The 25,955-nt window shown below is 37.6% G+C and carries 23 protein-coding genes; 8 read left to right on the forward strand and 15 right to left on the reverse strand.

Features of this window, described 5'->3' with window-relative positions; genetic code table 11:
- Positions 1-76: 76 nt before the first annotated feature.
- From ACWIX0_RS04935 to ACWIX0_RS04950, 4 genes are all read right to left on the reverse strand, one after another.
- Positions 77-526, reverse strand: coding sequence for a DUF411 domain-containing protein (locus ACWIX0_RS04935; protein ID WP_454172540.1), 450 nt, complete (start codon positions 524-526; stop codon positions 77-79).
- A gap of 36 nt (positions 527-562) precedes the next feature.
- Complete coding sequence (locus tag ACWIX0_RS04940) at positions 563-2,452, reverse strand: anthranilate synthase component I family protein (RefSeq protein WP_454172458.1); 1,890 nt, start codon at positions 2,450-2,452, stop codon at positions 563-565.
- Between the two features lie 361 nt (positions 2,453-2,813).
- Complete coding sequence (locus ACWIX0_RS04945; protein ID WP_454172460.1) at positions 2,814-3,620, reverse strand: carbonic anhydrase; 807 nt, start codon at positions 3,618-3,620, stop codon at positions 2,814-2,816.
- Between the two features lie 276 nt (positions 3,621-3,896).
- Entirely contained in the window at positions 3,897-4,655 is a 759-nt protein-coding gene (locus tag ACWIX0_RS04950; RefSeq protein ID WP_454169236.1) for a YebC/PmpR family DNA-binding transcriptional regulator, read from the reverse strand.
- A gap of 103 nt (positions 4,656-4,758) precedes the next feature.
- Here ACWIX0_RS04950 and ACWIX0_RS04955 point away from each other — a divergent pair, with 103 nt between their 5' ends.
- Positions 4,759-5,250, forward strand: coding sequence for a YraN family protein (locus ACWIX0_RS04955; RefSeq protein ID WP_454172461.1), 492 nt, complete (start codon positions 4,759-4,761; stop codon positions 5,248-5,250).
- A 44-nt stretch (positions 5,251-5,294) separates the two neighbouring features.
- On the opposite strand, the gene ACWIX0_RS04960 is transcribed toward ACWIX0_RS04955, so the two are convergent.
- Genes ACWIX0_RS04960 through ACWIX0_RS04970 form a run of 3 tightly spaced genes read right to left on the reverse strand, consistent with a single transcriptional unit; the run spans position 5,295 to position 5,982 of the window.
- Entirely contained in the window at positions 5,295-5,510 is a 216-nt protein-coding gene (locus tag ACWIX0_RS04960; protein ID WP_454172463.1) for a hypothetical protein, read from the reverse strand.
- Between the two features lie 42 nt (positions 5,511-5,552).
- Positions 5,553-5,750, reverse strand: coding sequence for a hypothetical protein (locus ACWIX0_RS04965; protein WP_454172465.1), 198 nt, complete (start codon positions 5,748-5,750; stop codon positions 5,553-5,555).
- A gap of 34 nt (positions 5,751-5,784) precedes the next feature.
- Positions 5,785-5,982, reverse strand: coding sequence for a hypothetical protein (locus ACWIX0_RS04970; protein ID WP_454172467.1), 198 nt, complete (start codon positions 5,980-5,982; stop codon positions 5,785-5,787).
- A 90-nt stretch (positions 5,983-6,072) separates the two neighbouring features.
- Here ACWIX0_RS04970 and ACWIX0_RS04975 point away from each other — a divergent pair, with 90 nt between their 5' ends.
- The gene (locus ACWIX0_RS04975; RefSeq protein ID WP_454172469.1) at positions 6,073-6,243 is read left to right on the forward strand and encodes a hypothetical protein; all 171 of its coding nucleotides are present in this window, start codon (positions 6,073-6,075) and stop codon (positions 6,241-6,243) included.
- A gap of 198 nt (positions 6,244-6,441) precedes the next feature.
- Here the strand turns inward: ACWIX0_RS04975 and ACWIX0_RS04980 are convergent, their stop codons facing one another.
- The 7 genes from ACWIX0_RS04980 to ACWIX0_RS05010 all read right to left on the reverse strand — a co-directional run bounded on the left by ACWIX0_RS04980 (position 6,442) and on the right by ACWIX0_RS05010 (position 20,330).
- Positions 6,442-8,433, reverse strand: coding sequence for a methyl-accepting chemotaxis protein (locus ACWIX0_RS04980; protein WP_454172471.1), 1,992 nt, complete (start codon positions 8,431-8,433; stop codon positions 6,442-6,444).
- Positions 8,434-8,850: 417 nt separating this feature from the next.
- A complete protein-coding gene (locus tag ACWIX0_RS04985; RefSeq protein ID WP_454172473.1) occupies positions 8,851-10,410 on the reverse strand; it encodes a hypothetical protein in 1,560 nt (519 codons plus the stop codon).
- 25 nt (positions 10,411-10,435) lie between these two features.
- The gene (locus tag ACWIX0_RS04990; RefSeq protein ID WP_454172475.1) at positions 10,436-12,085 is read right to left on the reverse strand and encodes an AAA family ATPase; all 1,650 of its coding nucleotides are present in this window, start codon (positions 12,083-12,085) and stop codon (positions 10,436-10,438) included.
- A 4-nt stretch (positions 12,086-12,089) separates the two neighbouring features.
- Positions 12,090-13,088: a hypothetical protein gene (locus tag ACWIX0_RS04995; RefSeq protein ID WP_454172477.1), complete on the reverse strand. Its 999-nt coding sequence runs from the start codon at positions 13,086-13,088 to the stop codon at positions 12,090-12,092.
- A 47-nt stretch (positions 13,089-13,135) separates the two neighbouring features.
- Complete coding sequence (locus ACWIX0_RS05000; RefSeq protein WP_454172479.1) at positions 13,136-13,873, reverse strand: hypothetical protein; 738 nt, start codon at positions 13,871-13,873, stop codon at positions 13,136-13,138.
- 382 nt (positions 13,874-14,255) lie between these two features.
- Positions 14,256-16,298: an ATP-dependent helicase gene (locus ACWIX0_RS05005; protein ID WP_454172481.1), complete on the reverse strand. Its 2,043-nt coding sequence runs from the start codon at positions 16,296-16,298 to the stop codon at positions 14,256-14,258.
- Positions 16,299-20,330: a YhdP family protein gene (locus ACWIX0_RS05010; RefSeq protein ID WP_454172483.1), complete on the reverse strand. Its 4,032-nt coding sequence runs from the start codon at positions 20,328-20,330 to the stop codon at positions 16,299-16,301.
- On the opposite strand from ACWIX0_RS05010, the gene mltG reads away from it, so the two are divergent.
- Positions 20,269-21,342 (forward strand): endolytic transglycosylase MltG, encoded by a 1,074-nt coding sequence (gene mltG / locus ACWIX0_RS05015; protein WP_454172485.1) that lies wholly within the window; start codon positions 20,269-20,271, stop codon positions 21,340-21,342. The genes ACWIX0_RS05010 and mltG overlap by 62 nt on opposite strands.
- Here the strand turns inward: mltG and ACWIX0_RS05020 are convergent.
- Entirely contained in the window at positions 21,332-21,472 is a 141-nt protein-coding gene (locus tag ACWIX0_RS05020; protein WP_454172487.1) for a hypothetical protein, read from the reverse strand. The two genes, mltG and ACWIX0_RS05020, sit on opposite strands and share 11 nt — an antisense overlap.
- Positions 21,473-21,785: 313 nt before the next feature.
- Between ACWIX0_RS05020 and ACWIX0_RS05025 the strand changes: the two genes are divergently transcribed.
- The 5 genes from ACWIX0_RS05025 to ACWIX0_RS05045 all read left to right on the forward strand — a co-directional run bounded on the left by ACWIX0_RS05025 (position 21,786) and on the right by ACWIX0_RS05045 (position 25,762).
- Positions 21,786-22,097, forward strand: coding sequence for a 4Fe-4S binding protein (locus ACWIX0_RS05025; protein WP_454172489.1), 312 nt, complete (start codon positions 21,786-21,788; stop codon positions 22,095-22,097).
- Positions 22,098-22,119: 22 nt separating this feature from the next.
- A complete protein-coding gene (locus ACWIX0_RS05030; protein WP_454172491.1) occupies positions 22,120-23,244 on the forward strand; it encodes a 2-oxoglutarate synthase subunit alpha in 1,125 nt (374 codons plus the stop codon).
- A gap of 1 nt (position 23,245) precedes the next feature.
- Entirely contained in the window at positions 23,246-24,073 is an 828-nt protein-coding gene (locus tag ACWIX0_RS05035; protein ID WP_454172493.1) for a 2-oxoglutarate ferredoxin oxidoreductase subunit beta, read from the forward strand.
- 1 nt (position 24,074) lies between these two features.
- Positions 24,075-24,635 carry a 2-oxoacid:acceptor oxidoreductase family protein gene (locus ACWIX0_RS05040; RefSeq protein WP_454172495.1) on the forward strand — a complete coding sequence of 187 codons (561 nt, stop codon included), beginning with the start codon at positions 24,075-24,077 and terminating at the stop codon, positions 24,633-24,635.
- 215 nt (positions 24,636-24,850) lie between these two features.
- Positions 24,851-25,762 carry a hypothetical protein gene (locus tag ACWIX0_RS05045; protein WP_454172497.1) on the forward strand — a complete coding sequence of 304 codons (912 nt, stop codon included), beginning with the start codon at positions 24,851-24,853 and terminating at the stop codon, positions 25,760-25,762.
- Positions 25,763-25,955 lie beyond the last annotated feature (193 nt).

Consider the following 25,955-nt stretch of genomic DNA (forward strand, 5'->3'; position numbering starts at 1 on the left):
TCTTTTATTTTTTAGTTTTTGCCCTTTTTTATTTTTTGATTCTGCCTTTTTTGATTCTGCTCTCTTCGATTCTACCTTATTCTATTCTACCCCCTTGGACAAGTTTATCGCCATTATAGATTCCTAGCATTTCATAATCGCCATTTTTTAGTAGCAATATCACAGGATAATCCTCATACACGCCCTGCTCCATACCCGGGCTTCCTTGAGGCATACCCGGTGCGGATATGCCGATAGCATTTTTTGGCTTGTTTTTGAGTAGCCACTCTAGCGCACCAAGCGGGATATGCCCCTCTAAGACATAGCCATTGATTATGCCTGTATGACAGCTTTGATACTCGCTTTTTATGTGGTATTTTTCTTTGACTTTGTAAAATTCTGTGCTTTTTTGCACTTTTACCGTGTAGCCTTTGCTTCGCATATATTCTACCCATTTATCACAGCACCCACAAGTAGGACTTTCAAACACCTCAATTACTTTGCTATTACTCGCGCTAATTGCGATATTTAGCAAGCTAGCTAACATTAAAACACGGACAAAAAAACTCATAGTTTCTCCTTTTTAGTGGTTTTTAGATTTTAAGATTTTGCTTTTTAGATGCTTTTTTGCAAGATTTTGTGCTTTTTGCGAGTTTTTACGCTTTTTGGGATTTTGTGCTTTTGTGCGACAAAGTCCAAAATCTTGCGCGACAATCTTTGACTTGCGATTTTTTGACTTGCATATCTTTGATATGTGAGATTTTGCATTCAATTTTTGCGCATTTTGCGAAGCGGTTTTTAGAGCGTTTATCACTGCTTTTGCCTTGTGTTGGGTTTCGATATATTCTTTTTTGCCATCGCTATCATAAACGATTCCAGCACCAGAGCGCACAAAAATATGATTTTTATTTTTTACCACCAAACGAATCGCTATGCACATATCCATATTTCCACTAAAATCTAGGTAGCCTATCGCCCCGCCATAGATTCCACGATTTTGGATTGCGTGATTTTTTGTCGCGCTTTTTTGTTTTCTTGGATAGTGATTTTCTAGCTCATTTATGATTTCACAAGCGCGGATTTTGGGTGCGCCAGATAGTGTGCCAGCGGGGAAAATACTATCTAGCGCGCTAAATGCGTCTTTATCATCTCGCAAAATCCCGCTAACCCTTGAAGAAATGTGCATAATATGCGAGTAACGCACGATATTTTGATACTGCTCCACTTGCACGCTACCGATTTTTGCGACTTTACCTATGTCATTTCGCCCCAAATCCACTAGCATATTATGCTCGCTTAGTTCCTTTTCATCACGCAATAATTCATCTGCTAGCTTTTCATCTTGGGCTAGGTTATTGCCACGCGGGCGCGAGCCAGCAAGAGGATAGGTATAGATTGTGCCATTTTGAAGTTTTAGCAAGGTTTCAGGGGAAGCACCTGCGATTTCTAAATCCTTGCTTGTGAGATAAAACATATATGGCGATGGATTGCTAGTGCGAAGCACGCGATACACATCAAAAAGCGAGCCACGAGCTTTGGCATATAGCGGGTTTGATAGCACTACTTGGAAAATATCGCCCTCTTTTATGTAGCGTCTTGCTTTATCCACGATGGAGCAAAATCCTTTTTTGTCATAATAACTTTTGATAGCAGAATCTAGCTGAAAGGCTTTTGGCTCTTTAGTCGTGTGGTTAGTTAGGATTTTTTGCATTTCTTCTAGCTTTTTTATGCCTTTTTGATAGGCTTTGCGTAGATTTTGTTTTTTGGGATTTATGTCAATATTGGTTAGCAAAAGTAGCTTTTGAGCGAGATTATCAAAGATGATAAGACTATCAAACAAAAAAACTTCGATGTCTTTTGTCGCCATTTTTTTATCTGCTTTTTTTGTGGTATGTTTTTTGGCAATATCCTGCCTAAAATCTAGCTTTTTTTCGATAAGCCCGATATAATCATAAGCAAAATACCCCACCAATCCACCGCTAAAAGACGGGATATTTTTTATCCCAAATTGGATAAGGTTTGGGCTTTTATACATTTTTAGCACTTCGCGCAAAATCTCTTTTGGATTAGCACAAAATACGATTTTATTTGGCGATTTTTCTAAAATCCCTTTGCCAAATCGCGCTAAATCTAGCAGTTTTTTTTCGCTAGATTCTATGCAGATATTATCCCTCACACACGCGATTCTAGCACTTGGCTCAAATCCTAAAAAACTATACCTCCCCCACTGCTTTCTATCCTGCATAGATTCTAGTAAAAATGCGTTTTTTGAATGGCTTTTTAATCGCAAAATCGCCATTATAGGCGTGATAAAATCTGCGTAGAGTTCTTTATAGATAGGGAATTTTTTATGCTCTTTTGATAGTTTTGGGAGGATTTTTGAGATTTCATTAAAAGAGGGAAAAATATGCGGGGAATCTAGCGAGTTTGTTTTCATAATGTCAAAAGATTTGCAATATGTGGTTTTAGACATTTACAAAGCCTTGTTTTAGATTTTGTTTATGAAGTTTTGCGTTATTTTAAGTCGTGTTTTTTTAGTGTTTCTAAGCGTTGTATATTTTTCGATTTATCGGGCTTTTTACGACTTTTTTTGCGACTAGCAATCTTTGCAAAATTGTAGCACAAAATCTTAACTCCTTTAAAAATCTTAAACCTCCTTTTTGTAAAAATATCGCACAAAAATATCTCAAAAATATTCAAAAAAAGATTCCAAAAAGATTCAAAGACTTTGTCTAAAAAATCCTTTTTGAGATATTTTATGTGTTCTAAAATCTAATTTTTAGCGGTTTTATCTAGCAAGTTTTAGTTGATAAAATCTGCTAGATTGCCTAAACTTACTTGGCTAGGTTTATTTTTCTGTCATTAAGCGGTTGGATTCCGCGCGTGTTGTTACCAAAGATTTTGTGCAAACGCTTGATTTGAGATTTACTCGCTTGGATAGGATTTTGCATCACTATCCATTTGACTTTGCCACTACAAGGAGGCGTAGTAAGAGAGCCTTCAAACTCATAATAGACGCGATTTTGTGGCAATAGCAAATCTAGCAAATCGCTAGAAAAACTTTGAGTTTGATTTATTTGGTTAGGCACAGATTGCAAAATCGATTTTAATGCTAGATTTTCTTTGCCAGATTCTATAAAAACACCGATGACAAGTAGCCTACCTTGCGCATCTTTATGCACCAAATGCACTTCAGCAGGAAATTCTTTGCTATTTAGATGATTTTCAGATGGTGTATGAAAATGTAGCTGTGCCAACGCGTAATTTTTACCTGCAAGCACAATATCACTACCTTTGTCAAAATTTATCTGCAAAGTATGTCCGTTATTGATAATATCACGCGCAGGGCGCGCATATTTGTCCTTAAAAACTAGCGTTGAAGTGGAATTTGTGGCGTTAGAATCCAAAATGTTGATGGGAGATTTAAAATTCTCTGTGTCGCACGCTTTGTAGTCATTGTGTAGTTTTCCCCATTGCATTGGTCCATTTTCCTTGCCATAGCCCCAATGGATTTGGCTTGCTAATGCGCTAGAAGCGCAAAATTGCGCAAATGCAACTGCGCTAAAAATAGCTTTTTTAAAAAGTCGCTTTTGAGGAAAATCCTCGCAAATTTTTGCGGTAAGTCTTTGTGTGTATTTCATAAGTAGCTCCTGTGTTTTGGTGTTTTGAGATATTTTGGGTTTATAAAAACCAAACGCGCATTTTAGCGACTTTGTTTCAACATCTCTCTAACTAAAAGCAAAAACTATACAAAAAATACACAAAATCTACACATTTTATGCGTTTGATTTGCTCTTGCAAAAACACCGCCCACAAAAAATTGCAGGCTTTGATAACAATTGCAGACAGAAAAAATACAGACGCAAAAAAAAAATCGCGTTGTGCAAAATCACATTCTTAAAAAATTACCCAAAATCTTACGCCAAATTTGTCCAAACCGCCTGCACATCGTCATCTTCTTCGATTCTATCAAGAAGCTTTTCTAGCTCTAGGGTTTGCTCCTCGCTTAGGCTAATGGGGCTTGTTGGGATTCTCTGCAGGCTCGCCTTTTGGACGCTAATCCCTAGCTTTTCAAACCCCTCGCTCAATGTCCCAAAATCGCTATAATCTCCAATCGCAGCGTATTTCGCACTATTTTCACCACTAAAATCCGCTCTAGATTCAGAATCTGCGCTAGAATCCGCCCGCTCTAGCTCCTCCAATCCATAATCAATCAACGCTAACTCCACTTCCTCTGCGCTACTCCCCTCTGGCAGCACAAACTCAAACACACTTTTGCGTGCAAACATAAATTCTAGCGAGCCGTTTGGGACGATTTGTGCACCTTGTGTTTTGTTAAAATAGCTCTTTATGTTGGCAATCGTGCGCGTGGGATTATCAGTCGTGCATTCGATAAAAATCAGCACACCTCCACTTGCCTTGCCCTCGTAAGTTACCTCGCTAAACTGCCCGTCCTTGCCACTAGCACGCTTTATCGCCGCGTCAATATTATCCTTTGGCATATTTTGGGCTTTGGCATTGGCTATGGCGGTGCGGAGTTTGGCATTCATCGCTGGGTCGCCACCGCCCTCTTTTGCCGCCATTGTGATGACTTTGGCAAGTTTGGGGAATACCTTGCTCATCTTATCCCACCGCTTTTCTTTTGCCGCCCTGCGATACTCAAACGCTCGTCCCATTTCGTGTCCTTATGCGTGAAAATAAAAGCGAATTATATCATTTTTAGGCATAATTATTTTTGCAAAATACCTTGTAAGGAATCGTAAGGAATCAAGAAAATCTATGGATAAAAATCTCATAAAAAATACAAAAATTGCAGAATTTGCAAAATCAAAAAGCACCAAAAACACCTCCAAACATACCACAAAACAAAAAGGCAAACTAGGCGAGGATAGGGCTTGTGCGTGGCTAGAATCTAATGGATTTAAGATTTTAGAGCGCAATTTTTTTACACGATTTGGCGAGATAGATATTATCGCGCTTGAAGTTTTGGATTTTAAGAATGATTGCAAAAAAGATATAGTTTTGCATTTTATCGAAGTCAAAAGCTATGCACGCGCTTGCCCAGCCTATGCTATCAATCCCAAAAAACTTGACAAAATCTACAAAAGTATTGATATATATTTTTTGGAGCAAAATGCACAAGATAATCAAAAAAAGCAACCCAACACAAAATCTATAAATACTATAAACTCCTTGCCATATTGTGTTTCAGCGATTTTGATACAGGGCGAAAAAATTAGCTTTTTAGCAAATATAAGCCAAAATTTTTAAGAAAAAGATACTATTTATCGTAGTGCAAGCATATATTAAAGCATCTAAACATATACAAAAAAATTAAGAGAGTAGCCCTGCCAAGCGAGATAGTAGCTTCGTGAGTGAGAGTAGCTTTGTGAGTTTAAGGTAGTATCTCTGTCAAACGAAAAAATAACTCCGTGAATGAGAAAATAGCTATATGAATGAAAAATGAGTTCTGCGAATGATGGAGTAGCTCTGTGAATAAGGAAGTATCTCCGCGCTAAAATCTCTGCCATTGTTAGCAAGGATTTTGATTCTATAATATTCCCACGCGGATTTTATGCAAAATCCACTCGCAATGACGGCGTGAGTGTGGATTGCCGTGTGTTAGATTTTTGCAATTTTTGGCAAAGTCGCAACAAAAACTCGCAATGATAAGAATGCAAATTCTCGCAAAAAAACCACCCCCTTAATCCACCTCCGCAATGGAGGGGGAAATAATGCCATTGCTCGCAATGACTGAGTTTTTTTGTCATACTTAAGCGTTAGCAAAATATCTCTTTTGTTTGGTTATATTTGCGATACTTCTGTTTTTTTACGAAACCTCTCAGTATGACAAATGTTTTTAGTGTAAGAAATGTTGCTGTCATTGCGAGAATTTGCGACTTTGCCAAAAGTTGCAAATTCGTGGCAATCTATTTCTTTGGAATTTATGGATTGCCACGAAATCGTGCCGACCTCTCGCAATGACGAAATGTTTTTTGTCATATTGAGCGCGTGAGCGCGAAATATCTCTATTTGTATTTTGAAATTTAGAGATACTTCGGGCTACGCCCTCAGTATGACAAAATCAAGGTTTTGAGACACTTCGCTTTGCTTAGTATGACAAGATACCCACCCCCTAACCCCCTCCGCAAGGGAGGGGGATTAAGAGAAAAAGTCCTCCTCGTGCTAAGGGAGGGGGATAAAAGGCAAAATCCTCCGCTAAGGGAGGGGATTTTAGATTTCCACGATTCTGCAATTTTGTAAAAATTGCAGAATCTCATAATGACTGGATACTTCGGATTCTTGAGAAAACCCAATATGACAAAGAAAGTTCTGTCATTTTGGGCTAGGATTCTGTCGCTATCATTGCAAAACTTGATTTTAATGACAAAATATCGCAGTAACGACAAAGCGCAAAAAATCTCACAAACCACTTAGCCAAAACTTTTTTATTGACTTTTGCTAAAACTTCTTTTTATTGACATCTACAAGGATTTCTTTTGCCACGCCATTTACGCGCTTGGTGATATTGTCTGTGGTTCTTGCGACTTCTACATTGTCCTGTGTGGCGGTGTCTAGCTCGGTTATGGCTTCATTGATTTGCTCTAAACCGATAGTTTGCTCTTTTATGGATTCGCTCATTTCTACGACAGATTGCACGAGGATATTTACATTTGCTTCGATTTCGCTAAGGCTTCGTGTGGTGCGCTCTGCTAGCTTTCGCACTTCATCGGCGACTACGGCAAATCCGCGTCCGTGCTCGCCTGCCCTTGCTGCTTCGATAGCGGCATTTAGAGCTAGCAAGTTTGTTTGCTCGGCTATGTCTTTTATCACGCTTACGATATTGCAAATATCCTCTGCTTGTTTGGAGCATTCTTGCGTTTTGTGATTTACTTGTTGCATAGAGGAGTTGATTTGCTCGACTGCTGCGCTTGATTGTTCGATTGAGGAGGCTTGAGATTCTTGTGCTTTTGTGAGTTTTTGCATAGATTCTTCTAACTCTTTGCAATGGCTATTTAGTTCATTTGCAAAATGCGAGCTAGATTTTAGCATTGTTATGATGACTTGCCCTAGCGTGTTGGTAACGACTTCGACTTTGCCTTTTGCCCCTGCTACTTGGGTGGTAAAATCTAAATTTGTATATGAAGAAAAAACTCTCTCAATTTCATTTGTGTCGCTACCTATTGTTTTTTGCAAAGAATCTAGCATTTTATTTAGCACATTTTTTAGCTCTACTAATTGCGGACTTGCTGGGTTTTGCGTGATTCTAGCGGTTAGATTCCCATTTTGGATTTGCTCTGCGGTTTTGGTTGATTGCAGTATGGTGTTTTCATCTTGGGCTAGGTTTGATTTGGTGTGCTCTATGTTTTCATTGATAGATTTGCAAATGTAGCCAAACTCATCATTACTTTTGATAGGCAGTGGTTTTGGCTGGATTTTGGTTTTGTGATTTACAAAATCAAAAAATGCGTTTAATCCATTTTGCATAAGGCTTAATGGCTTAAAAAAATGTCTAATGATAAAAAGCAGGGCAACCCCACCAACAATAATCAGCAAAAATGCGATACTTAGCGAGCTTATAAGCGATTTGTGAATCACTTCGACAAAATCACTTTTGTTTGCTTCTGTGGCGATTATCCAGCCAAAAGGCATTGTTTGATAAAAAATAACTTTGTCGTGCCCCATAAATAAAGTATCAACTCGCCCATTTGGGTTTGACTTGCTTTGTGTCAAAATCTGCGCTCCTAATGTATCAAACTCGCTTTTATTAGAATCTTTTAGATTTTCGTGGACAAAAATACTGCCTTTAGAATCCACCAAAAACACTTTCAAACTTGGCAATTCTTTTAGTTTAAGTTTATCAAATCTGCTTTGAAATTCTGTGGGAATCACATTTGCCGCGATCACACCTATAAATGTGCCATTGTCATAAATAGGCATCGCAATCGTGCTAACAACCACACCTTCATATCCTGCTGCCTTACTCTCATAAGGGTCTGAAACGATAAGTTTTTTGTTGGTTTTGGCTTGTTGATACCATTCTCTTTGGCGAAAATCAAAGGCATTGCCATCATCGCTATTTTTTAAGCTACTTTCTTTGTCTTTGGCACTTTGTGAGATTAGTTTGCCATCATTTTCATACACGACAAACACAAGTGGTGAGCCGATAAATCTCGCTAGATTTAGCAGTGTCCTACGCTGTGCTATATAGTCATATCTATCAATGCTTGAAAGCAAGTTTGCTAAGTTGTTTAATTGCTGATTGGCTTCGATATTCATCGTAATATTTATCGTAAGAAATGATGAGTTAAGCGCGGTTTTTTGCAGTCCCTCATAAGTCTCAATCGTTTCAGCCGAAGTTTGCTTGTAGTTGATAAAAGTAGATATGCCAAACACAGCGATAAAAATCCCAAGAGAAATGCTCATAATTTTAGAAGCGACACTTTTAAACATAAAATCTCCTTTGTGTAAATGTGCGAAGTGTTGTTGCAAACCATGAAATCTAAACGACTAAAATATGCCAAACCAAGATAGCGCAAGAAATAAAAACACTACCTATGCAATAAACTGCAAAAAACATAAAAAGCGCGACAAAACCACACTTGCAAAAAACTAATTTTTATTTTACACAAAAAAAAAAAAAAACAATTAACAAAAAATTAACATTTTGCTTTAATACATTTAAAGTTTATTCCCCATTTTTTATCATATTTGCTTCATATAGAAATAATGACGGCGCATAATCGATAGATTTTAGCGCGTTTTTGCATTACGCGCTTTTTATTTTGGTTAGATTTTGGATTGCGTAAAAAATCGCTTTGCTGATAAATTTGCTATAAATTTGTTGCAAAATAGATTTTATATGTGGTATTAACCAAATAACCAATTACCCACTGCTGATATGCCACTACTTATAGCAGAGCCTACGCCTTTTATCGCGCTTGCTACGCCTTGTGCGACTTTTTTTGCTCCTTGATAGACTGCTTTGCCTATTTCACTTCCTGCCATATATCCAACCACGCCCCCGACAAATCCACCCACAGCACTACCCACAGGTCCAAAAATCGCCCCAAGAGTCGCGCCCACTCCAGCACCTTTTACGCTCGCTATTGCGCCTGCTGTGATACTTGCGGTTGTCTGTCCTATTTGATCTTTGCATTCCTCCCAGCTTATTTTTCCTCTAGCAAAATCTGCAAATATTTTGGCATTTTCGATAGCCCCAAAAGCCACATTTGCCCACACGCACATTCCATATCCCTTTGCTAATGGTCCTAAAAGCCCTTTTTCTGCGGTAACTTTTAGCGCACCAGCAGTAGCTGCTTTGACACCAAAATCCGCGCCAGATTTTATAGATTCTTCTACTAGCTCATTTGCTGTGATTTTTTCTCCATTTAGCCATTTGCTACCCATATACACCACAGCTCCAAACCCCGCGCCCAAAGCCCCCGCTGCTAGAGCGTTTTTTGCCACGCCCAAACTAGCATCTTTTAAACTTACATTACCCTCCCAATCATACACTTTATCAAACTCTCCATTTTGCGCCCTCTCTTGCATTTCTTTGGCTTCTTGTTTGGTTAAAGGATTGCTTCTTGTGCCATCGGGTGCTTCTATGACATCGGTTACTTTTTCGCCTGCTTGTTCTAGCTCTACTTTTTGGTCGCTAGGGGCTAGCTTTTGTTGTCCGCGATAGTCTCCTTTGTCAAATAATGCCTTTGTAGATTCTGCATCTTTTCCACATTTAAGTTGGTATTTTTTTACGATTTTGCCACTCTCATCTTTGATGACAACATCTACCGAATTTTTATTGGTGCTGTGGCACACTTCTGCGCGATAGGGGCTTCCATTTGCTTTGGCATTTATGTTGAAAGTATCTGCGTGGTGTTGCTCTGCGATAAATCCATCTAAATTTGGATTTTGGCTTATTTCACCTGTTTTTGTGCTAATCGTGCTTAGCATTTCATCATTTGCTTGATTTATCTGCGTGTCAATGTCTTGTAAATATGTTTTTAGATTCTCATTTGCCATATCTTGGCTTGAGTATTGCAATGTGCTTGGCTCGCTTTGTGTAGTTTCATCGCTTGTAGTTGCATTTGTCATTATCTCATTTTGTAGCCATACGCTTGTGCTTTTGCCTATGTTTGTGGCTTGTAGCAATTCTTGCTTTTTTTGTTCGGTTATTTTTAGGTGGTGGATAATCTCATCGCTTAGATTTTGCGCTTCTTGCTGTAAAATGTTTAGCTCTTGTTTTAGCTTCATACTTAGCCATAATTGTAGCTCCATTTTGTCTTTATTTTCTGCATAGCTTTGCAAAAAATCCTCGATAATCTTTTGAATTTGATTTTGCTTTTTTTTATCTAGCTTTTTTTCTATCCATTTGCTGATTTTTCCAAATAGCGTGGTTTCCTGTGTGTTTTGTGTGGCGTCTTGCATTTTTGCTCCTTTTTTAGATTTTAGTTTATGCGATTCCAAATTGTCTAAAAATCATCTCGCACATACTATCTTTGCTTTTTGCTGTGTTTTTTGCAAAAGTTGCTTGCGTGTGGCTATCGCTTGTGCCTTTGGCGGGCTTTATATCCATTTGCTGTATTTTTTCGCGTATTTTTTGGATTTTGTCTTTTAGCGTTTTTGATATGCTTTTGGTGTTTTGGATATGTTTTAGCAAATCCTCCGTAGTGATGTTTGGCGTAGTGATTTTTGACATATTTGACATAGAATCTAATGAATCACAAAAATTAGATTCTATGCACTCTTTTATGGCAGATTCTATATCTGCTCCGCTAAACCCATCACATTTTTGGGCTAGCTCATTTAAATCAATATTTTCAAGCGATTTTTCGCGCTTAGCTAAATGGATTTTGATGATTTCTTTTCGCTCATCTTTATCGGGCAAATCTACAAAAAATATCTCATCAAACCTGCCTTTGCGCAAAAATTCAGGTGGCATTGTTTCTATGTTGTTTGCCGTAGCTAGCACAAATACAGGCGCAATCTTTTCTTGTAGCCAAGTCAAAAATTGCCCAAAAAGTCGCGTGGTTACTTCGTGTCCTTGTGCATTCCCAATCCCCGAAAAAGCCTTTTCTATCTCATCTATCCAAAGCACGCAGGGGCTTATATCCTCGCTTAGTTTTAAAGCCCTTTGCATATTTTCTTCGCTCTGCCCTATGTATTTTCCAAGCAAAGCCCCCACATCAAGCCTAATAAGCGGAATCCCAAACAAATTAGCACTTGCTTTTGCGATGAGGGATTTGCCACAGCCGGGCATTCCTACTATCATCACGCCTTTTGGGGTATCGACTTTGTATTGCCGTGCCAAAGGTAGATTTTGCATAATCTTAGCTTTTTGCGTAAGCCATTTTGTCAATGCCTTTAGCCCGCCTAGATTTTGTATATTTTCTTTTGTGTTTATGATTTCTAGTCCGCCTTGTTTTTTGATAAGTTGCTTTTTTTCATCGATTATGGTTTGGCTATCATTTTTGGTGATTTCCCCTCCGCTTTGGTATATGAGATAGAGTATTTGCGTGATTTGGTATTCGCTCATTCCCCTGAAAGATAGCGCGATTTCTTTGAGGGTAGAATCATCAATATCGCTTGCAAACTCTCTAATCATCGTTTCTATTTCATCATCGCTAGGGTTTGGGATTTCAAAAATGGTGATTAGGTGCTCTAGCTCTGGCTCGATGTGTAGCAATGGCGATATGACAAAAATCGTGCAATCATAGCCATCAATATTTTTGGTATTTTGCGCGATGTATTTGAGGAGGGATTTTATTTTGGTGTTTTTTAGCTCATCTTGGCTTATGTCTTTTAGCACGATAAACATATCGCCTTTGTCGTTGTGTGCTATTTTTTTGTTTAGCATTTGTACTTTGTCTTTTAGGAAATTTTCTAGGCTTGCGCTAGATTCTAAGTCGTTATTAAAAATCCTTTTTGTTTCAAAATCAATCCCACCAAAAGCGTTATGAAACTCATAGATTTGTGTGTCATCATTTTTGATAGATTTTAGTAGCAAATCCACCATATCAAAATCATAATGTTTGATAAAAATCAGCGAGCATAGCGCGTTTATACGAGATTTTAGTTTGTAAGCTATGGAGTCATTTTTCATCGCTCTACACCTCTAAATATATGACTTTATCGCTAGTAGATGAGATTCTTACTTCTAGTCCATTTAGCAAAAGCGGGATAGGCGTGCCATCTTTTGCGTATGCCTGCTTTTTTGGATCATTATTTATATCGCCCGCACTTCTTAGGACACAGCCTCCACTTGCTTTTAGGACTAAAATCTCTTTTTGCTCCGTAACTTTATGCCATTCTTTACAAGTTAGATTTTTTGCTTCTTTTATGTGTGAAATATTATTTTCTCGCATTGCTTCAAAATCTTGCATATTTTGATAAGCTGTTTTAAGAAAAAGTTGGCAATTTAGCACACTTGTATGAAACATAAAAAAATCTGTTTTTATATAGTTGTTTTTAAATTCTGCTTTTGTGCCTAGCTTTTTTGTGAAGTATTGCTCCCAATTATTTTGAGTGAGATTTTCTGGGCGAAAAAATAGAGCTAAATCCTCTATACAAAAACATATAAAAATCGCCAATGGAGCGCGATAGGAAAGCATTCTAAAAATATGATAAAAATGCAGGAAAAATAACAAATCATAATCTTTGATGATAGTATTTAAGCAAGATCTTATGGTGGGAATATCATCTTTGTAAGCGATGATAGTCTCAATAAGGGCAAAAAACCCTTTGTGATATTTGTTTAGAATCTCTTTTTCTGCTTCTTGCACATCTTTAATCCTAGCAAAAAACTCTTGCTTATCTTTGCTATATCTTACATATTGGCTGATTTCTTTTAGCTGATTTTCATCGCTAGAATGCGGGGATTTTAGGATTTTGCATAGGGTGATTATCGCTTCCTCATCTAAAGAATCTTTGCTTAGATTTGAGACTTTTTCATATTCTTGCCCATAGCCTTGCGCTTTTAGCCATTTTTCTAGCTTGCCACTTTTAAAATGCGTCAAAATATCGTTAAAATTAAAATTCTCACGCAATGATTCTAAGTCGCTAGCTTCGTTATCACCGACAAATAGGCTAAATTTGATTTCTTTCATTTGCACTCCTAAAGGTTTTGCTTTTATCTATAAAGGACAAAAAGATTTTATTTAAACATATCTTTTAGAGGAATCCCAACAAAAGCGCGCTCCCTACTTATTGCAATTAGTATGGGATAGGATTCTAAACTTTTAATGAGAATGTCTTTTGCTTTCTCAAACAAATCATAATTTGACGCGTCATCATTTTCTACACATTCACTAAATTCGCTAAATTCTCTGCCTGTTAGATTTTGTCGCAATATTTCAAGCAATTTGCCACCTATTTTATATTCTACTTCCTCGCTAGATTCCTCTTTTTTGCTAGATTCCTCTTTGTATAATTCAATTCCTGCGTATTCTGCTTGGTTAGTTTTGTTGCTAACTTTGTTAGTTTTGTTGCTAAGCCGAAAATCTATAACTTCACCTGTATTTTGGTTTGTATTTTTTTTGCCTGTATTTTGATTGATATGCGCACATTCAAGTAGTTTTTTAAATCCATCAAAATCCAAACCCTTAGCTTCTTCTATGAGAATTTCCCTAGCTTTTTGTTCAAGTGATTTTAGCTCTTGTTTATCCTCTTCGCTTATGTTGGGTTTGTTTGTTTTAGATATGTCATCAAAACCCCACATTTTCGCTATACCTAATACTACCCCTTGATTTGGTAAAAAATCCTCTTTTGATAAATTGTTTGCAAAATCGGTAAGTTTATCAAACTCCGCGCCTGTTAGGTTGTCTTGCAATGTGTGGTTTATCCATAGCTCAAATACATCATTTATGCCTAAATTTTCCTTTTTGTTTTGCATTTTTTCTCCTTTGTTTTGTTTTCTAACAAGATTAACACCTGCTAGCTAAAAATCGCATACTACAAAAAAAAAAAAAAAACAACCAACCAATACATAAATAAAAAAGCGTAAAAAATCAAAGAAATAAATATGTAGATTTTGCAAATGTAGCATTGCTAAAAAAAGTAGATTTTGTGGATTTTAATAAAAATCGTGGCTTAATTTATATGGTATTTGCTGTAAGTTTTGGCAGGGTTTTGCAAGTTGTTTTAAAAAGCGATTTTTTCAGGTATTTTTTTGCAAAACCGTGTTGCAAAAGATTTTGCAAAGCGGTTTTTTTAAATATTTTTGTAAGATTTTGTAAGGATTTTTAGAGATATGTTTGCAAGGATTTATCTAATATTTATTCCTCTTTTTTTATCATATTTGCTTCATATAAAAACAATGACGGCGCATAATCAATGTTTTTTATCGCGTCTTTTTTGGCATAAGAGAGGTATAAAATCTCTTTTGCCCGAGTAATCGCCACATAAAAAAGCCTCCGCTCCTCCTCTATGCTACCTCCTTTGCTGATTAGCTTGCGGTTTGGGAATCGCCCATCCATTAAATCAATGACAAACACCATTCCAAATTCTAGTCCTTTTGCCGCGTGAATGGTTAGTAAATTTACCCCACTTCCTTGAGTGTTTTCACTGCTGCCCAAAATCATCGCGTTTAAAAACCGCCCTAGATTTTCGTAATTTTTGGCAATATCGCTTAGCAAGATAACTTTGCGCTGTATTTTTTCCATAGCGTCATTTGCTAGATTTTCATCGATTACGCCGTCTTTGTTTTTTGCTCTTTGATTGCAAAGTAGCTTTGTGATATGCGCATAAAGCCTAGATTTTGCGATGTGGGCGATAAGCCTGCTTGGGTGGGTATGTGGATTTGCCGCTGAAACTAACTCATAAAACATATCCAAAAACTCCGCACCTTGCTCATTTAGCTTTGGGTGGGATAAAATCGGGTGAGAAGCAAAGCTAGCATTTTTTATGACGCTATCAAATCGCTTAGAATCTTGCAAGGCAAAAAAATCATCAAAAAGCCCGATTTGTGAGTTTTTTGCCCTTTGTGTGTATGGGCGAATCTCTCTACTTGGATTTAGCAAGCCTATTTTTGCATTTTTATTTTCTGTGCTATTTGCGCTTAGGTTGCACAATGCGTCATAGATTTCTTTGCCGATCGCATTTCCTATGCCCTGCCCATAGCTTAGGACATTGATATAGGACATCATATCTTTGCCATTATGCAAAAGAGAGCAAATATCAAGCAATAATGCCACTTCTTTTGCGTCAAAAAAGCTAATCCCGCCCTTGCGCTTTGAAGGGATATTTAGCTCTCTTAAGCAGGCTTCACAGCCATCAGCACTAGAATTATTGCGATAGATAATAGCAATGTCTTCTAATGGATAATTCGCGCTTAAAATCCGCTTAGCGATTCCGTGATATTGGGCTAATAACTCATCAAAGGCAAGTAGTTTTGGAGGGATTGGCTCGTTTTGTTTGATGACTTCTAGTTGTTTTGGATAGACGCGCTCATTTTTTTGTATGACTTGATTTGCCAAATCTAATATATAGCGCGTGGAGCGGTAATTTTTGCTTAGTGTCCATACTTTAGAATCCGCATAAGTCTTGGTAAAATTTGAAATAATGCTAATATCTGCGCCATTAAACGCATAAATGCTTTGGTCATAATCCCCCACGCAAAAAAGGCTTTTTGGTGCGATAGAATTTATGACTTGATTTTGGAGAGGATTTGTATCTTGGTATTCATCGCATAATATTTCAGCATAAGGGCAGGGGATTTGTGCCATTTCTTTTGCATAATGCACTAGCAAATCATTATAATCCATATAATTATGCGATTTTTTTAGCTCGGCATATTCATCAAAGATTCCCTCATAAATGGGGATATACGCGCTATGATCGCTAGAAGTGTAGCCCTCTAGCCATTTTGCAAAATCTAATCCCCCGCTTGCATTTACAAAAAGCGAATAAATATCAAATAAATATTGCGCAGAATATGGCGGGGTGGAAGTTTGCTCGACATAGACTCTGCTTTGGGCTATGGATTTAAAAAGCACTTTTAGTTCTTTTGGCTGTTTTAGACTTATGGAGTATTTTTCGCGCAAATATCGATAACTTACGGCGTGAAAAGTCCCTGATTCTATGTTTTTAGCGATATTGCCAAATCTTTTGCTTACGCGCTCTATCATTTCTTGGGAGGCTTTGTTGGTAAAAGTTAGCAACAAAATCTCATTTGGCTTTATGCCAGATTCTAGCAAATGTGCTATCCTCCCCACAATCGTAGAGGTTTTGCCCGTGCCTGCTGAAGCGATGATTAGATTATGTCCTAGCGGTGCGGTAGCAGCGGCGTATTGCTGCTCATTTAGCTTAGATAAAGGCATTTAGTCGATACTTTTTACCACTTCATCAATTAGCATATCCACAGGCGTAAATGCGCGTTTGATGATATTTAGCGGTGCGGTTAGTATGTCTTGGGCTAGGCTTACTTGAGATTTTGGATTTTCTAGCGTGCCATCTACGCTGACTTGGGTAGTGATTTTGCCGTCTTTGCCGAGTATGAGATAGCCTACGATTGGGATTTTATTTAGCACGGAGGTTAGGCTTTTTAGCGTGGAGATTGAAAGCCCTATATCCACTTCACTAGAATCTATTTCAATAATCCCATTTCCTTTTATATCCATTGTCTTGCCGATTAAATCGATGGATTCTAAGGCGATATATTCAGCATTTAACCCTAAGATGATTTTGCCATTTTTGACTTCATAGCCTTTTGAGCTAAGTCCGGGCGAGCGAAACATCACAAGAGATGGAATCGTATCGATTAGTCCTATGATATTTTGCACGATAGCAAAGCCCTTAAAGCTCGTGTTTTGCATAGAAATTTCGCCATTAAAAATATTATTTTTATAGATTCCGCCCGCTTCAAAAAGCCCTCCCTCTGCGATTTTGCGCCCGATGACTTTGTTTAGAAAATCCGCACTAAAATTGCCCGCTTTAAAAAGCGTATTTCCGTGGATAATATCAATATTTGCAATGCCATTGCCATAGGTGGCATCGGCAGTGATTCTATCATCACGGATTTTTGCGTTAAAATCATCAAAAGGCAGGGTGATTTGCTTATAAAACCCTACAATATTTTGCGCTTCAATAGCGATTATATGGGGTTTTATATTGTTTTGTCGCTCATACCTGCGCTTTTGTCGCAAAAACTCATTTTCAGCCAAAATCTGCTCTTTGCTAAACACCGCGCTTTTTTCATCTGAAATGCTAAACGCTTCCTCAAGGGCTGGGATTTTGCTTGATAAAAGCGCGTTTATATCAATATCTACATTTTTAAATCTAACAAGCATTGTATTGTCATAGGATTCAAATGAGATAAGCCCCTGTGGCGCACTTTTTATGCGCAATTTATCGTCTTTATACTGCCCTTGAAAGACAAAATCTTTAAACGGGGTTTTGTCTTTTTTTAGCAAAAATGTAGGAAAATCTTTGATTTGCACTTCAAAGGCAATATCTTTTGCCGAGCGCAAATGCAAAATCGCTGAACCAGAGTGAAGCCCTAAATATTTCATTAACGGCGAATAGGGCGCAAAAAACGCAAAATCGCGCACAGCAATGACAATTTGACTATTTAGCATTTTTGCATAAGTTTGTAGGCTTGGGATATTTATAGAGATTTCATCGCTTGAAAAATCCATATCTATGTCAATTTGAGGCAAAATCTGTTTGTCGGCACGAAAAATATCATAAGTAAAAACGGTCTCATTTTGCGCTTTGATTAGCTCGATGATTTTAGCGCGCATTGTAGCTTCACTCATTGGTTTGCTAAAATCTAGCTCAACGCCTTTTGTGATGATTTTGCCACTATGCTTAGGGGTATTTGTCGCTTGATTTGTGCTGCGGTGTTGTGATATTTTGGCGTTAGAATCTTTAGATTTTGCTTTTTTTGATTGTGTATTTTTGGATTCTATATTTTTGATTTCTTTTTTTGGATTTTGTGTGTTTTTAGAATCTTTTGTGGGGAGGTTTTTAGGGCTAGATTTTGGCATATCTATGGTGCTATCGTTGCCATCATCGCCATCATCATTATCATTTGGGTGTAGTTTTGCGATTTGTTCGGCACTATTTGTGTTATTTTTTCGAGGTTCATTAGCAGTTTTTGGTAATAGCATATCGCCTGTTTTTTCGATGATGGCGTTTGGTTTTTTATCTTTTTTTGGTTGTTGCTTGGGGGGAGTGGGTAGCTCTATGCTAGGAGGTGTGGCACTTGGGCTTGTAGGTGCGCTACTTTTTGGGCTTGGCATATTTGTGTTAGGTGTATTTATGCTAGGTGAAGTCGTGCTTGGGATATTTAGATTTTGCATAGGTTTTGGCATTACAAAATCGCTAGATTCTGTTTCTTGGCTAGAATCTAGCCTCGCAAGCAATATATTTTCAAGCGAAATATTTGCAAGGCTATCGTTTTGCAAATCGCTTTTTATGTTTTTTGTGCCACTTAGACTTGCGTAATACACGGGCTTAATGCGCTCTTTATGGCTAGATTTTTTGTTTAGCTCTTTTAGAAAATCCTCTCGTTTTTGTATGTTTTTAGGGTTTAAAATCCGCTCATTTACTTGTGGGTTTGTGCTGACACGAAGCGAATGTACAAAAAGGCTTGTTTTTAGCCGTTTTTCATCTAGGTTTATAGTGGTTTTGGTGTCTATGTCAAAAAGATTTTCATAGCTTGTATTTTTGGTTTCTATGATGATATTATTTTCTTTTTTTGAATCTGTGGCATTTGGATTTATGTTGATTTGCACGAGGGCGGATTTGGTAAGCAAATCAATGCTAGAAGCCTGCAAAGTAGCGTCTTTTGCGCTGATAGTGCCTTGCACGATAATGCTAGATTGGGTTTGGGGAGTGGATTTTGGTAAATCATTATTTGTGGCATTTTTTTTATTTTGAGTAATCGCTTGTTGGGCAATCGCTTGACTAGGATTTGCCATAGCAAAATCTAAAGAATCCGTTTTGTTGTTTTGGGTTATTTCTTGTGTGGCGTCTTTAGCGTCTTTTTTAGAATCTAGATTTTGTGTATTTTTCTTTTTTGATAAATCAATACTAATGCCAACTTGGGCTTTTATATCGCCTTTGACATTATCGATAGGCAGGCTTATACTAAAATATTTTAGTAGGTTATGCACCCCTTGAGATAGCGATACTTTGGGAGAATGTAAATCAATGTGTAGCATAGGCTTTTCACTAAAAGAATTTTTACCAAAAGAAAAAATAAGATTTGTCCCTGCAAGCGATAACACATCGTAGCTAAAAGATTCTGGGGATAGGATTAGACTGCCCTCTTTCATTGTTAGTTGCATCGTTTTTGCGATAAATGGCGTAGGAAATCGCTCTTTTTTGGATTCTGCTTTTTTGCCATTACTTGGGCTTAGTAAAGTAGCTGGCGATAAAGTAGCTGGCAAGTAGTAGGCTACTTTTTGGACTTTTGCTTGTGCGGTGGTGTTTTGCAAGATAGATTTTACAAATTGCTTAGGATTTAGCGAAATATCCAAATGAGAATCCACTACTTCAATGCTTTCAAAATCTAGGGCATTAAAAAGCCACAAATTTAAGCTAGGCAAAATCTCACTTCCACCCAAAATCTCCGCTAAAAAATCTAAATTTTTGATTTTGGTAGTTTTGGCTTGAAGTTTTAGGGTTTTAAAATCACTACTTCCTTGCAAAAATAATTTTGCTTGATTATTGGTGTTTATTTCGTTGGTGGGGGCATTTTGAGTGGAGTTGTTTGAGGTAGTTTGATTTTGGGGGTTTTGATTTTGGTTATTAAATTGTGCGATTTTTGTCGTATTTAGATCTTTTAAATCCTCCATATTCATCGGTAGCACCACAAGCCCAAAGCCTACTTTTTTGCCTTTTGGCGAGTAAATAATACGCCCACCGATACTAAAATCTGGCTTACTCATTGTCAAATATTTTATGTCAAGTAGCATATTATTATCTTTTGTGCTAACATCAAAAACCGCTTGAAGTCTAGGGAAAGAGAGAGAATACACCTCGCCATTATACGACACGGAGGCGACATATTCTTTATTTAGCACAATGCGCTTAATATCTAAATGCTCAAAATAAGCAATCCCCCAAGTAGCGTATTTGACATAGTCTGTGATATTGCTTGTATCAAAATCGTTTTTCTTTGTTTTGTCGTTGTTTATGTTAGATAAGTCTATTTCTTGGACTTCTAGGATAAATTTATTATGCAATCGTAGGTATAATCCACTAATAGAAACTTTGGCGATTTTTATATTTTCTATGCGCACGCCCGAATACAATAGCGCAAATCCACCAAAAAGGGTAGCAATGACAAGAAAGAGGATAATACAAACGCTAAGTAATTTTTTAGATGGGGTTTTTATCGTCATTTTAGTATTCTTTTGGTATTTGGCATTGCCTATTTGCACTACTCAAATGATTAGCGTGCCTAAAGGAAGTATCGCAGGAATTATAACAAGTTTAAGCAACAATGGCTTTGAAGTTAATCAATTTGACAAAAACATTTTGCGCTTTTTAGGCAAACCACAATATGGAATAATCGATATGAGCACAGGCATAAAAGGCGTAAGCATAGCCTGCGACATACAAGAAAATCTTAGCGATAAATCATTTAATGAGATTAGCCAAACTACAAATCAAAATCTATCGCATTTGCAAATGCTAAATGACATAGATTCTAGCACTAAATACAATATTTCTAAAGGGGATTTTTTATACCTACTTACTTCTGCTAAAGCCGCACAATCCCAAATCACGCTTATTCCGGGGGAGACAATGTATTTTTTTATCCGTCAAATTGCGCATAAATTTTCTCTAAGCAAAGAAAAGCTAGAAGTCGCATTTAAGCAGTATTCGCCATATATTGAGGGCGTGATTTTGCCTGATACTTATAAGATTCCAAATGGCATAAGCGAAGAAGAAATCATCAAAAATCTTGTATCTTTTTCACTGCAAAAGCACAAAAATCTATCGATAAAAATGCTAGGACGATACAATCAAAACGAATGGTTTAGATATGTCGCGATGGCTTCGATTATCCAAAAAGAAGCCGCTAGCATTGAAGAAATGCCATTTGTCTCGGCAGTGATTTACAATCGCTTAAAATTAGGAATGCCTCTGCAAATGGATGGCTCGCTTAATTATGGAGAGTTTTCTCACTCAAAAGTAACGCCTGAGCGAATCCGCAAAGATAAATCACAATTTAACACCTATCTAAATAAAGGAGTCCCACCAACGCCTGTTGGCAGTGCTAGCATAAACGCCATAAAAGCCGCGCTAAATCCAGCTAAAGTGGATTATCTCTACTTCGTGCGCAACAAAGAGGGAAAACATAGTTTTAGCAAGACTTATAAAGAGCATAAAGAAAATTTTAAAAAATAGATTTTGTGCGTGGTTTTGTGCGTGGATAGATTTTGTGTGATTTTGCAGAATCTATGATGACAAGTCTTGGAGGGCAAAATTGGAAGACAAGTTTGGGGTTTGGGACGCGATTTTGGGGTAAGTTTTGCAAAATCTTTCTTTTAGAGAATCTCGCATTTTTGTGCGAAAATGCTACAAAAATTCCAAAATTTGCAAAATAGTAAAAAAATCTTTTACTAAATAAGGTTATTTTAAGTTGATTTATATCACAATTTCCCCCGATTGCAAAAAGGATTTCAAAATGAGAATCTAAAGAGGTAAATCGTTTGTAACAATCAAAAACCTCTAAATATTCTCATTAAACTTCACATTTTGCAATTCCAACGCGCATTTGTTTAGAGAATCTAGCTTATAATTCCTACACAAAAGCGACAAACACAAAAGCAACAATTAAAGGAGAGAATATGTCTAATATGGTATCCCCAGATAATACGCCTGTCTGGGTAAATGAAGCAAGGTGCAAAGCGTGTGATATATGCGTATCGCGCTGTCCAGCAGGAGTGCTATCTATGAGACAAGATACGCATAAAGTGCTAGGCAAAGTCATACAAGTAGCACACCCTGAGAGCTGTATAGGGTGCTGTGAATGTGAATTGCACTGCCCAGATTTTGCGATATATGTCGCAGATAGAAAAGATTTTAAATTTGCTAAACTCACGCAAGAAGCGCAAGATAGAGCGCAAAAAGTGCGTGAAAATAAATATATGGCACTTTAAATAAAATATTAAGGAAGATAGAATGCGAGAAGTAATTTCAGGTGGCAATGAATTAGTAGCAAAGGCAGCTATTGATGCAGGTTGTAGATTTTATGGTGGGTATCCTATCACGCCTTCTTCAGACATTATGCACGAATTAAGCGTGCTTTTGCCTAAAAATGGCGGTAGATTTATCCAAATGGAAGATGAGATTGGCGGGATTTGCGTGTCTTTGGGTGCGGCAATGAGTGGCGTAAAAGCAATGACAGGTAGTTCAGGTCCGGGCATTTCTCTAAAGGTTGAGCAAATTGGGCTTGGATTTATGGCAGAGATACCCCTAGTTATCGCAAATGTAATGCGTGCAGGTCCCTCCACAGGTATGCCTACTCGTGTAGCGCAGGGCGATATAAGTTTTTTAAAGCACCCAACTCACGGAGATTTTAAAGCCGTAGCATTAGCACCGGGTAATTTAGAAGAATCCTACACCGAAACGATTCGTGCGTTTAATCTAGCAGAAGAGCTAATGACACCTGTATTTTTATTGCTAGATGAGACGATAGGACATATGTATGGCAAGGCATATATCCCAGAAGTTGCCGATGTAGCAAAAACAATCATAAATCGTAGGGAATTTAGTGGCGAGCCAAAAGAATATCGTCCTTATGAAGTTGGAGCAAACGAGAGTGCGATATTAAATCCGTTTTTTAAAGGCTATCGCTACCATATCACAGGGCTAGCACACGGACCGCTTGGATTCCCTACCGAAGATGCGATTCAAGGGCAGGCGTTGATTGATAGGCTATTTGCAAAAATAGATTCTAGGGAGGAGCATATTTGCAAAAATGAGGAGTTGGATTTAGAGGGGGCTGATATAGCCATTATCGCGTATGGTTCTACGGCACTATCTGTAAAAGAAGCGATGATAGAGCTAAAGAAAATGGGCAAAAAAGTCGGGTTATTTCGCCCGATCACGATTTGGCCTAGTCCGCAAAAAAGGCTTAAAGAGCTAGGAGAAAAATTTAGCAAAATCCTAGTCATAGAGCTAAACAAAGGGCAGTATTTGGAGGAAGTCGAGCGGATTTTGGAGCGCAAAGTCGAATTTATGGGGCAAGCAAATGGTAGGAGCATATCGCCTACCCAAATCATAGAAAAAATCAAGGAGATGTAAAATGGCGTTTAATTATGATGAATATTTACGAGTGGATAAAATGCCCACTTTGTGGTGCTGGGGCTGTGGAGATGGAGTAATCCTAAAATCTATCATTCGCACGATTGACGCGCTAGGGTGGAAAATGGATGATGTATGCTTGGTAAGCGGTATTGGTTGTAGCGGGAGAATGAGTTCGTATGTGAATTGCAATACCGTGCATACCACGCACGGACGCGCTTTAGCTTACGCCACAGGCATAAAGCTAGCAAATCCCAAAAAACATGTAATAGTCGTAAGTGGCGATGGAGACGCGCTAGCTATCGGTGGCAATCACACGATTCACGCCTGCAGACGCAATATTGATTTAAACTATGTTCTAGTCAATAACTTTATCTATGGGCTTACAAATTCTCAAACCTCCCCCACCACACCTAAGGGAATGTGGACAGTTACAGCACAATATGGCAATATCGAAAATAGCTTTGATCCTTGCAAACTAGTCGATGCGGCTGGAGCGTCTTTTATCGCACGAGAATCTGTGCTAGACCCCAAAAAAATCGAAAAAGTCTTGCTGGAGGGCTTTAAGCACGAGGGCTTTAGCTTTTTTGACATTCATAGCAACTGCCATATCAACTTGGGACGCAAAAACAAAATGGGCGAGGCTGTCCAAGTGCTAAAATGGATAGAATCCCGCATCGTTACTAAGCGCAAATATGACGAAATGAGCGATGAGGAAAAAGTAGGCAAATTCCCCACAGGTATCTTAAAACACGATACTTCAAGGCAGGAATATTGCAACGCTTACGAAGAAATCATCAAAAAAGCCCAAGCCACAAAAGGAGAATAAAATGGAAGCACAACTACGATTTACAGGTGTGGGTGGGCAAGGTGTCTTGCTTGCTGGCGAGATATTAGCCGAGTCCAAAATCCGCGCTGGTGGATATGGTATCCAAGCCTCTACTTACACTTCTCAAGTGCGAGGCGGACCCACAAAAGTGGATATTTTGCTCGATTCTAATGAGATTTTATATCCTTATGCAAATGAGGGACATATTGATTTTATGCTTTCAACCGCGCAAGTAAGCTACGAACAATTTAAAAATGGCGTAAAAGAGGGAGGCATAATCGTAGTAGAGCCAAATTTGGTTACGCCTAGTAAAGAGGATTTGGATAGATTCAAAATCTACAAAATCCCCATTATTTCCATAGCAAAAGATGAAGTCGGCAATGTCGTAACCCAATCAGTCGTAGCCCTTGCTGTTACGGTGGCATTTACAAAGTGTGTGGATAGGGATTTGGTATATGAAACGATGATTTCAAAAGTGCCTGCCAAAGTAGTCGAGCTAAACAAAAAAGCATTTGAGCTAGGCGAAAAATATGCCAAAGAAGCAATGTCTAAAGGGTGCTAAACCATAAATCCACAAAAAACAATCAAATACACGCTAAAACACCCAAAATGGCTAGAAATAATCCAAAAAATACATAAAACTAGATTTTTTTGTCCTAATATCTTGTAAAATACTTAGGACAAAAAGATTATAACTTCCTACAAAGATTCTCTCAAGCAATTTATAAAAGTTCTTACAAATAGCCTCTCATAAAACCAAACTTTGAGGATACAAAAATGTCAGAGAAACAATCATTTTATAAATACAAATGTATCACACCTAAACAAGCATTTTTTATCATTGTGTTATTGCTTGTGCTAGTGGCGGGCATTGTTGTTTTGGCATTGTTTTATCACCATACTTTGATTTATAGAGATAATATCATCATATCTAATGAAACAAAACAAGATAAACAAGAGAATCTAGCCCAAGCGCAAAATACTCAAACAAAAGCCAATGAAGTAGAATCTGAAGAACTATCAAATATGCAGCAAGAAATAGCACAAGAGGCGTTTGACTCGCTTGAGGATAGACTTTATGATATTATTGTGGATATTGATGAAAGCAAAAACTTTACGGCTCTAAAAGATGAGATTATCAAAATCAGTATGTCAAAAGTCGATAGGGAAAAATTAGCTCGCGTTGCAGAAAAGCTAGGGCAAGAATATGTTGATGAGCTAGAAACAAGGACGCTATCAAAGATTCGCATAAAAATCGATGGGCGATTTGATGATGAATATATCGATGAAATCGTATCTTATGTGTTGCCTAAACTTATGTCGTATTATAGAGAAATATTAAGACGGCATATTTTAGATAGTATATATGCTAGGATTACTGATGATGTATTGGATAATATTGCAGATGAATTGTTAGTGGATTTGCGCACCGAATACGCCAAAAAGCTAAAAGAAGAGTCAGAAAAAGCAGTTGATGAGTTTTTACAAAGGTTAGAAAAAAATACTGACACTAAAGCAAGCACCAAAACAAACAAAAATGAAGCGCAAAATATTGAAAGCAAAGATACCACAAATAGCGACAAAAATCCAAAAAATGACAAAAAAGATAGCAATGCAAAATCTCAACAAAAATCCCAAACATCACAAAACCAGCCACAGCAAAAAACGCGCCTAAATCGACAAAATTAGATTTTCTGTCGTTTAGTTTGCTTTTTTGTAATATTTAAGATAACCTAAACATATCTTATCATCTACAATACTTTTAGACTTAATCTTTGTAAAAACCTCAATATTTAGCCAACATTGCAAGTGAGTGCAGGACAATCTTATAGCTACGAAGTATCAGTTTTGTCGCATAAGCACGAGTATCGCAGTTGAGCAA

It is taken from the genome of Helicobacter sp. T3_23-1059, assembly GCF_053654515.1.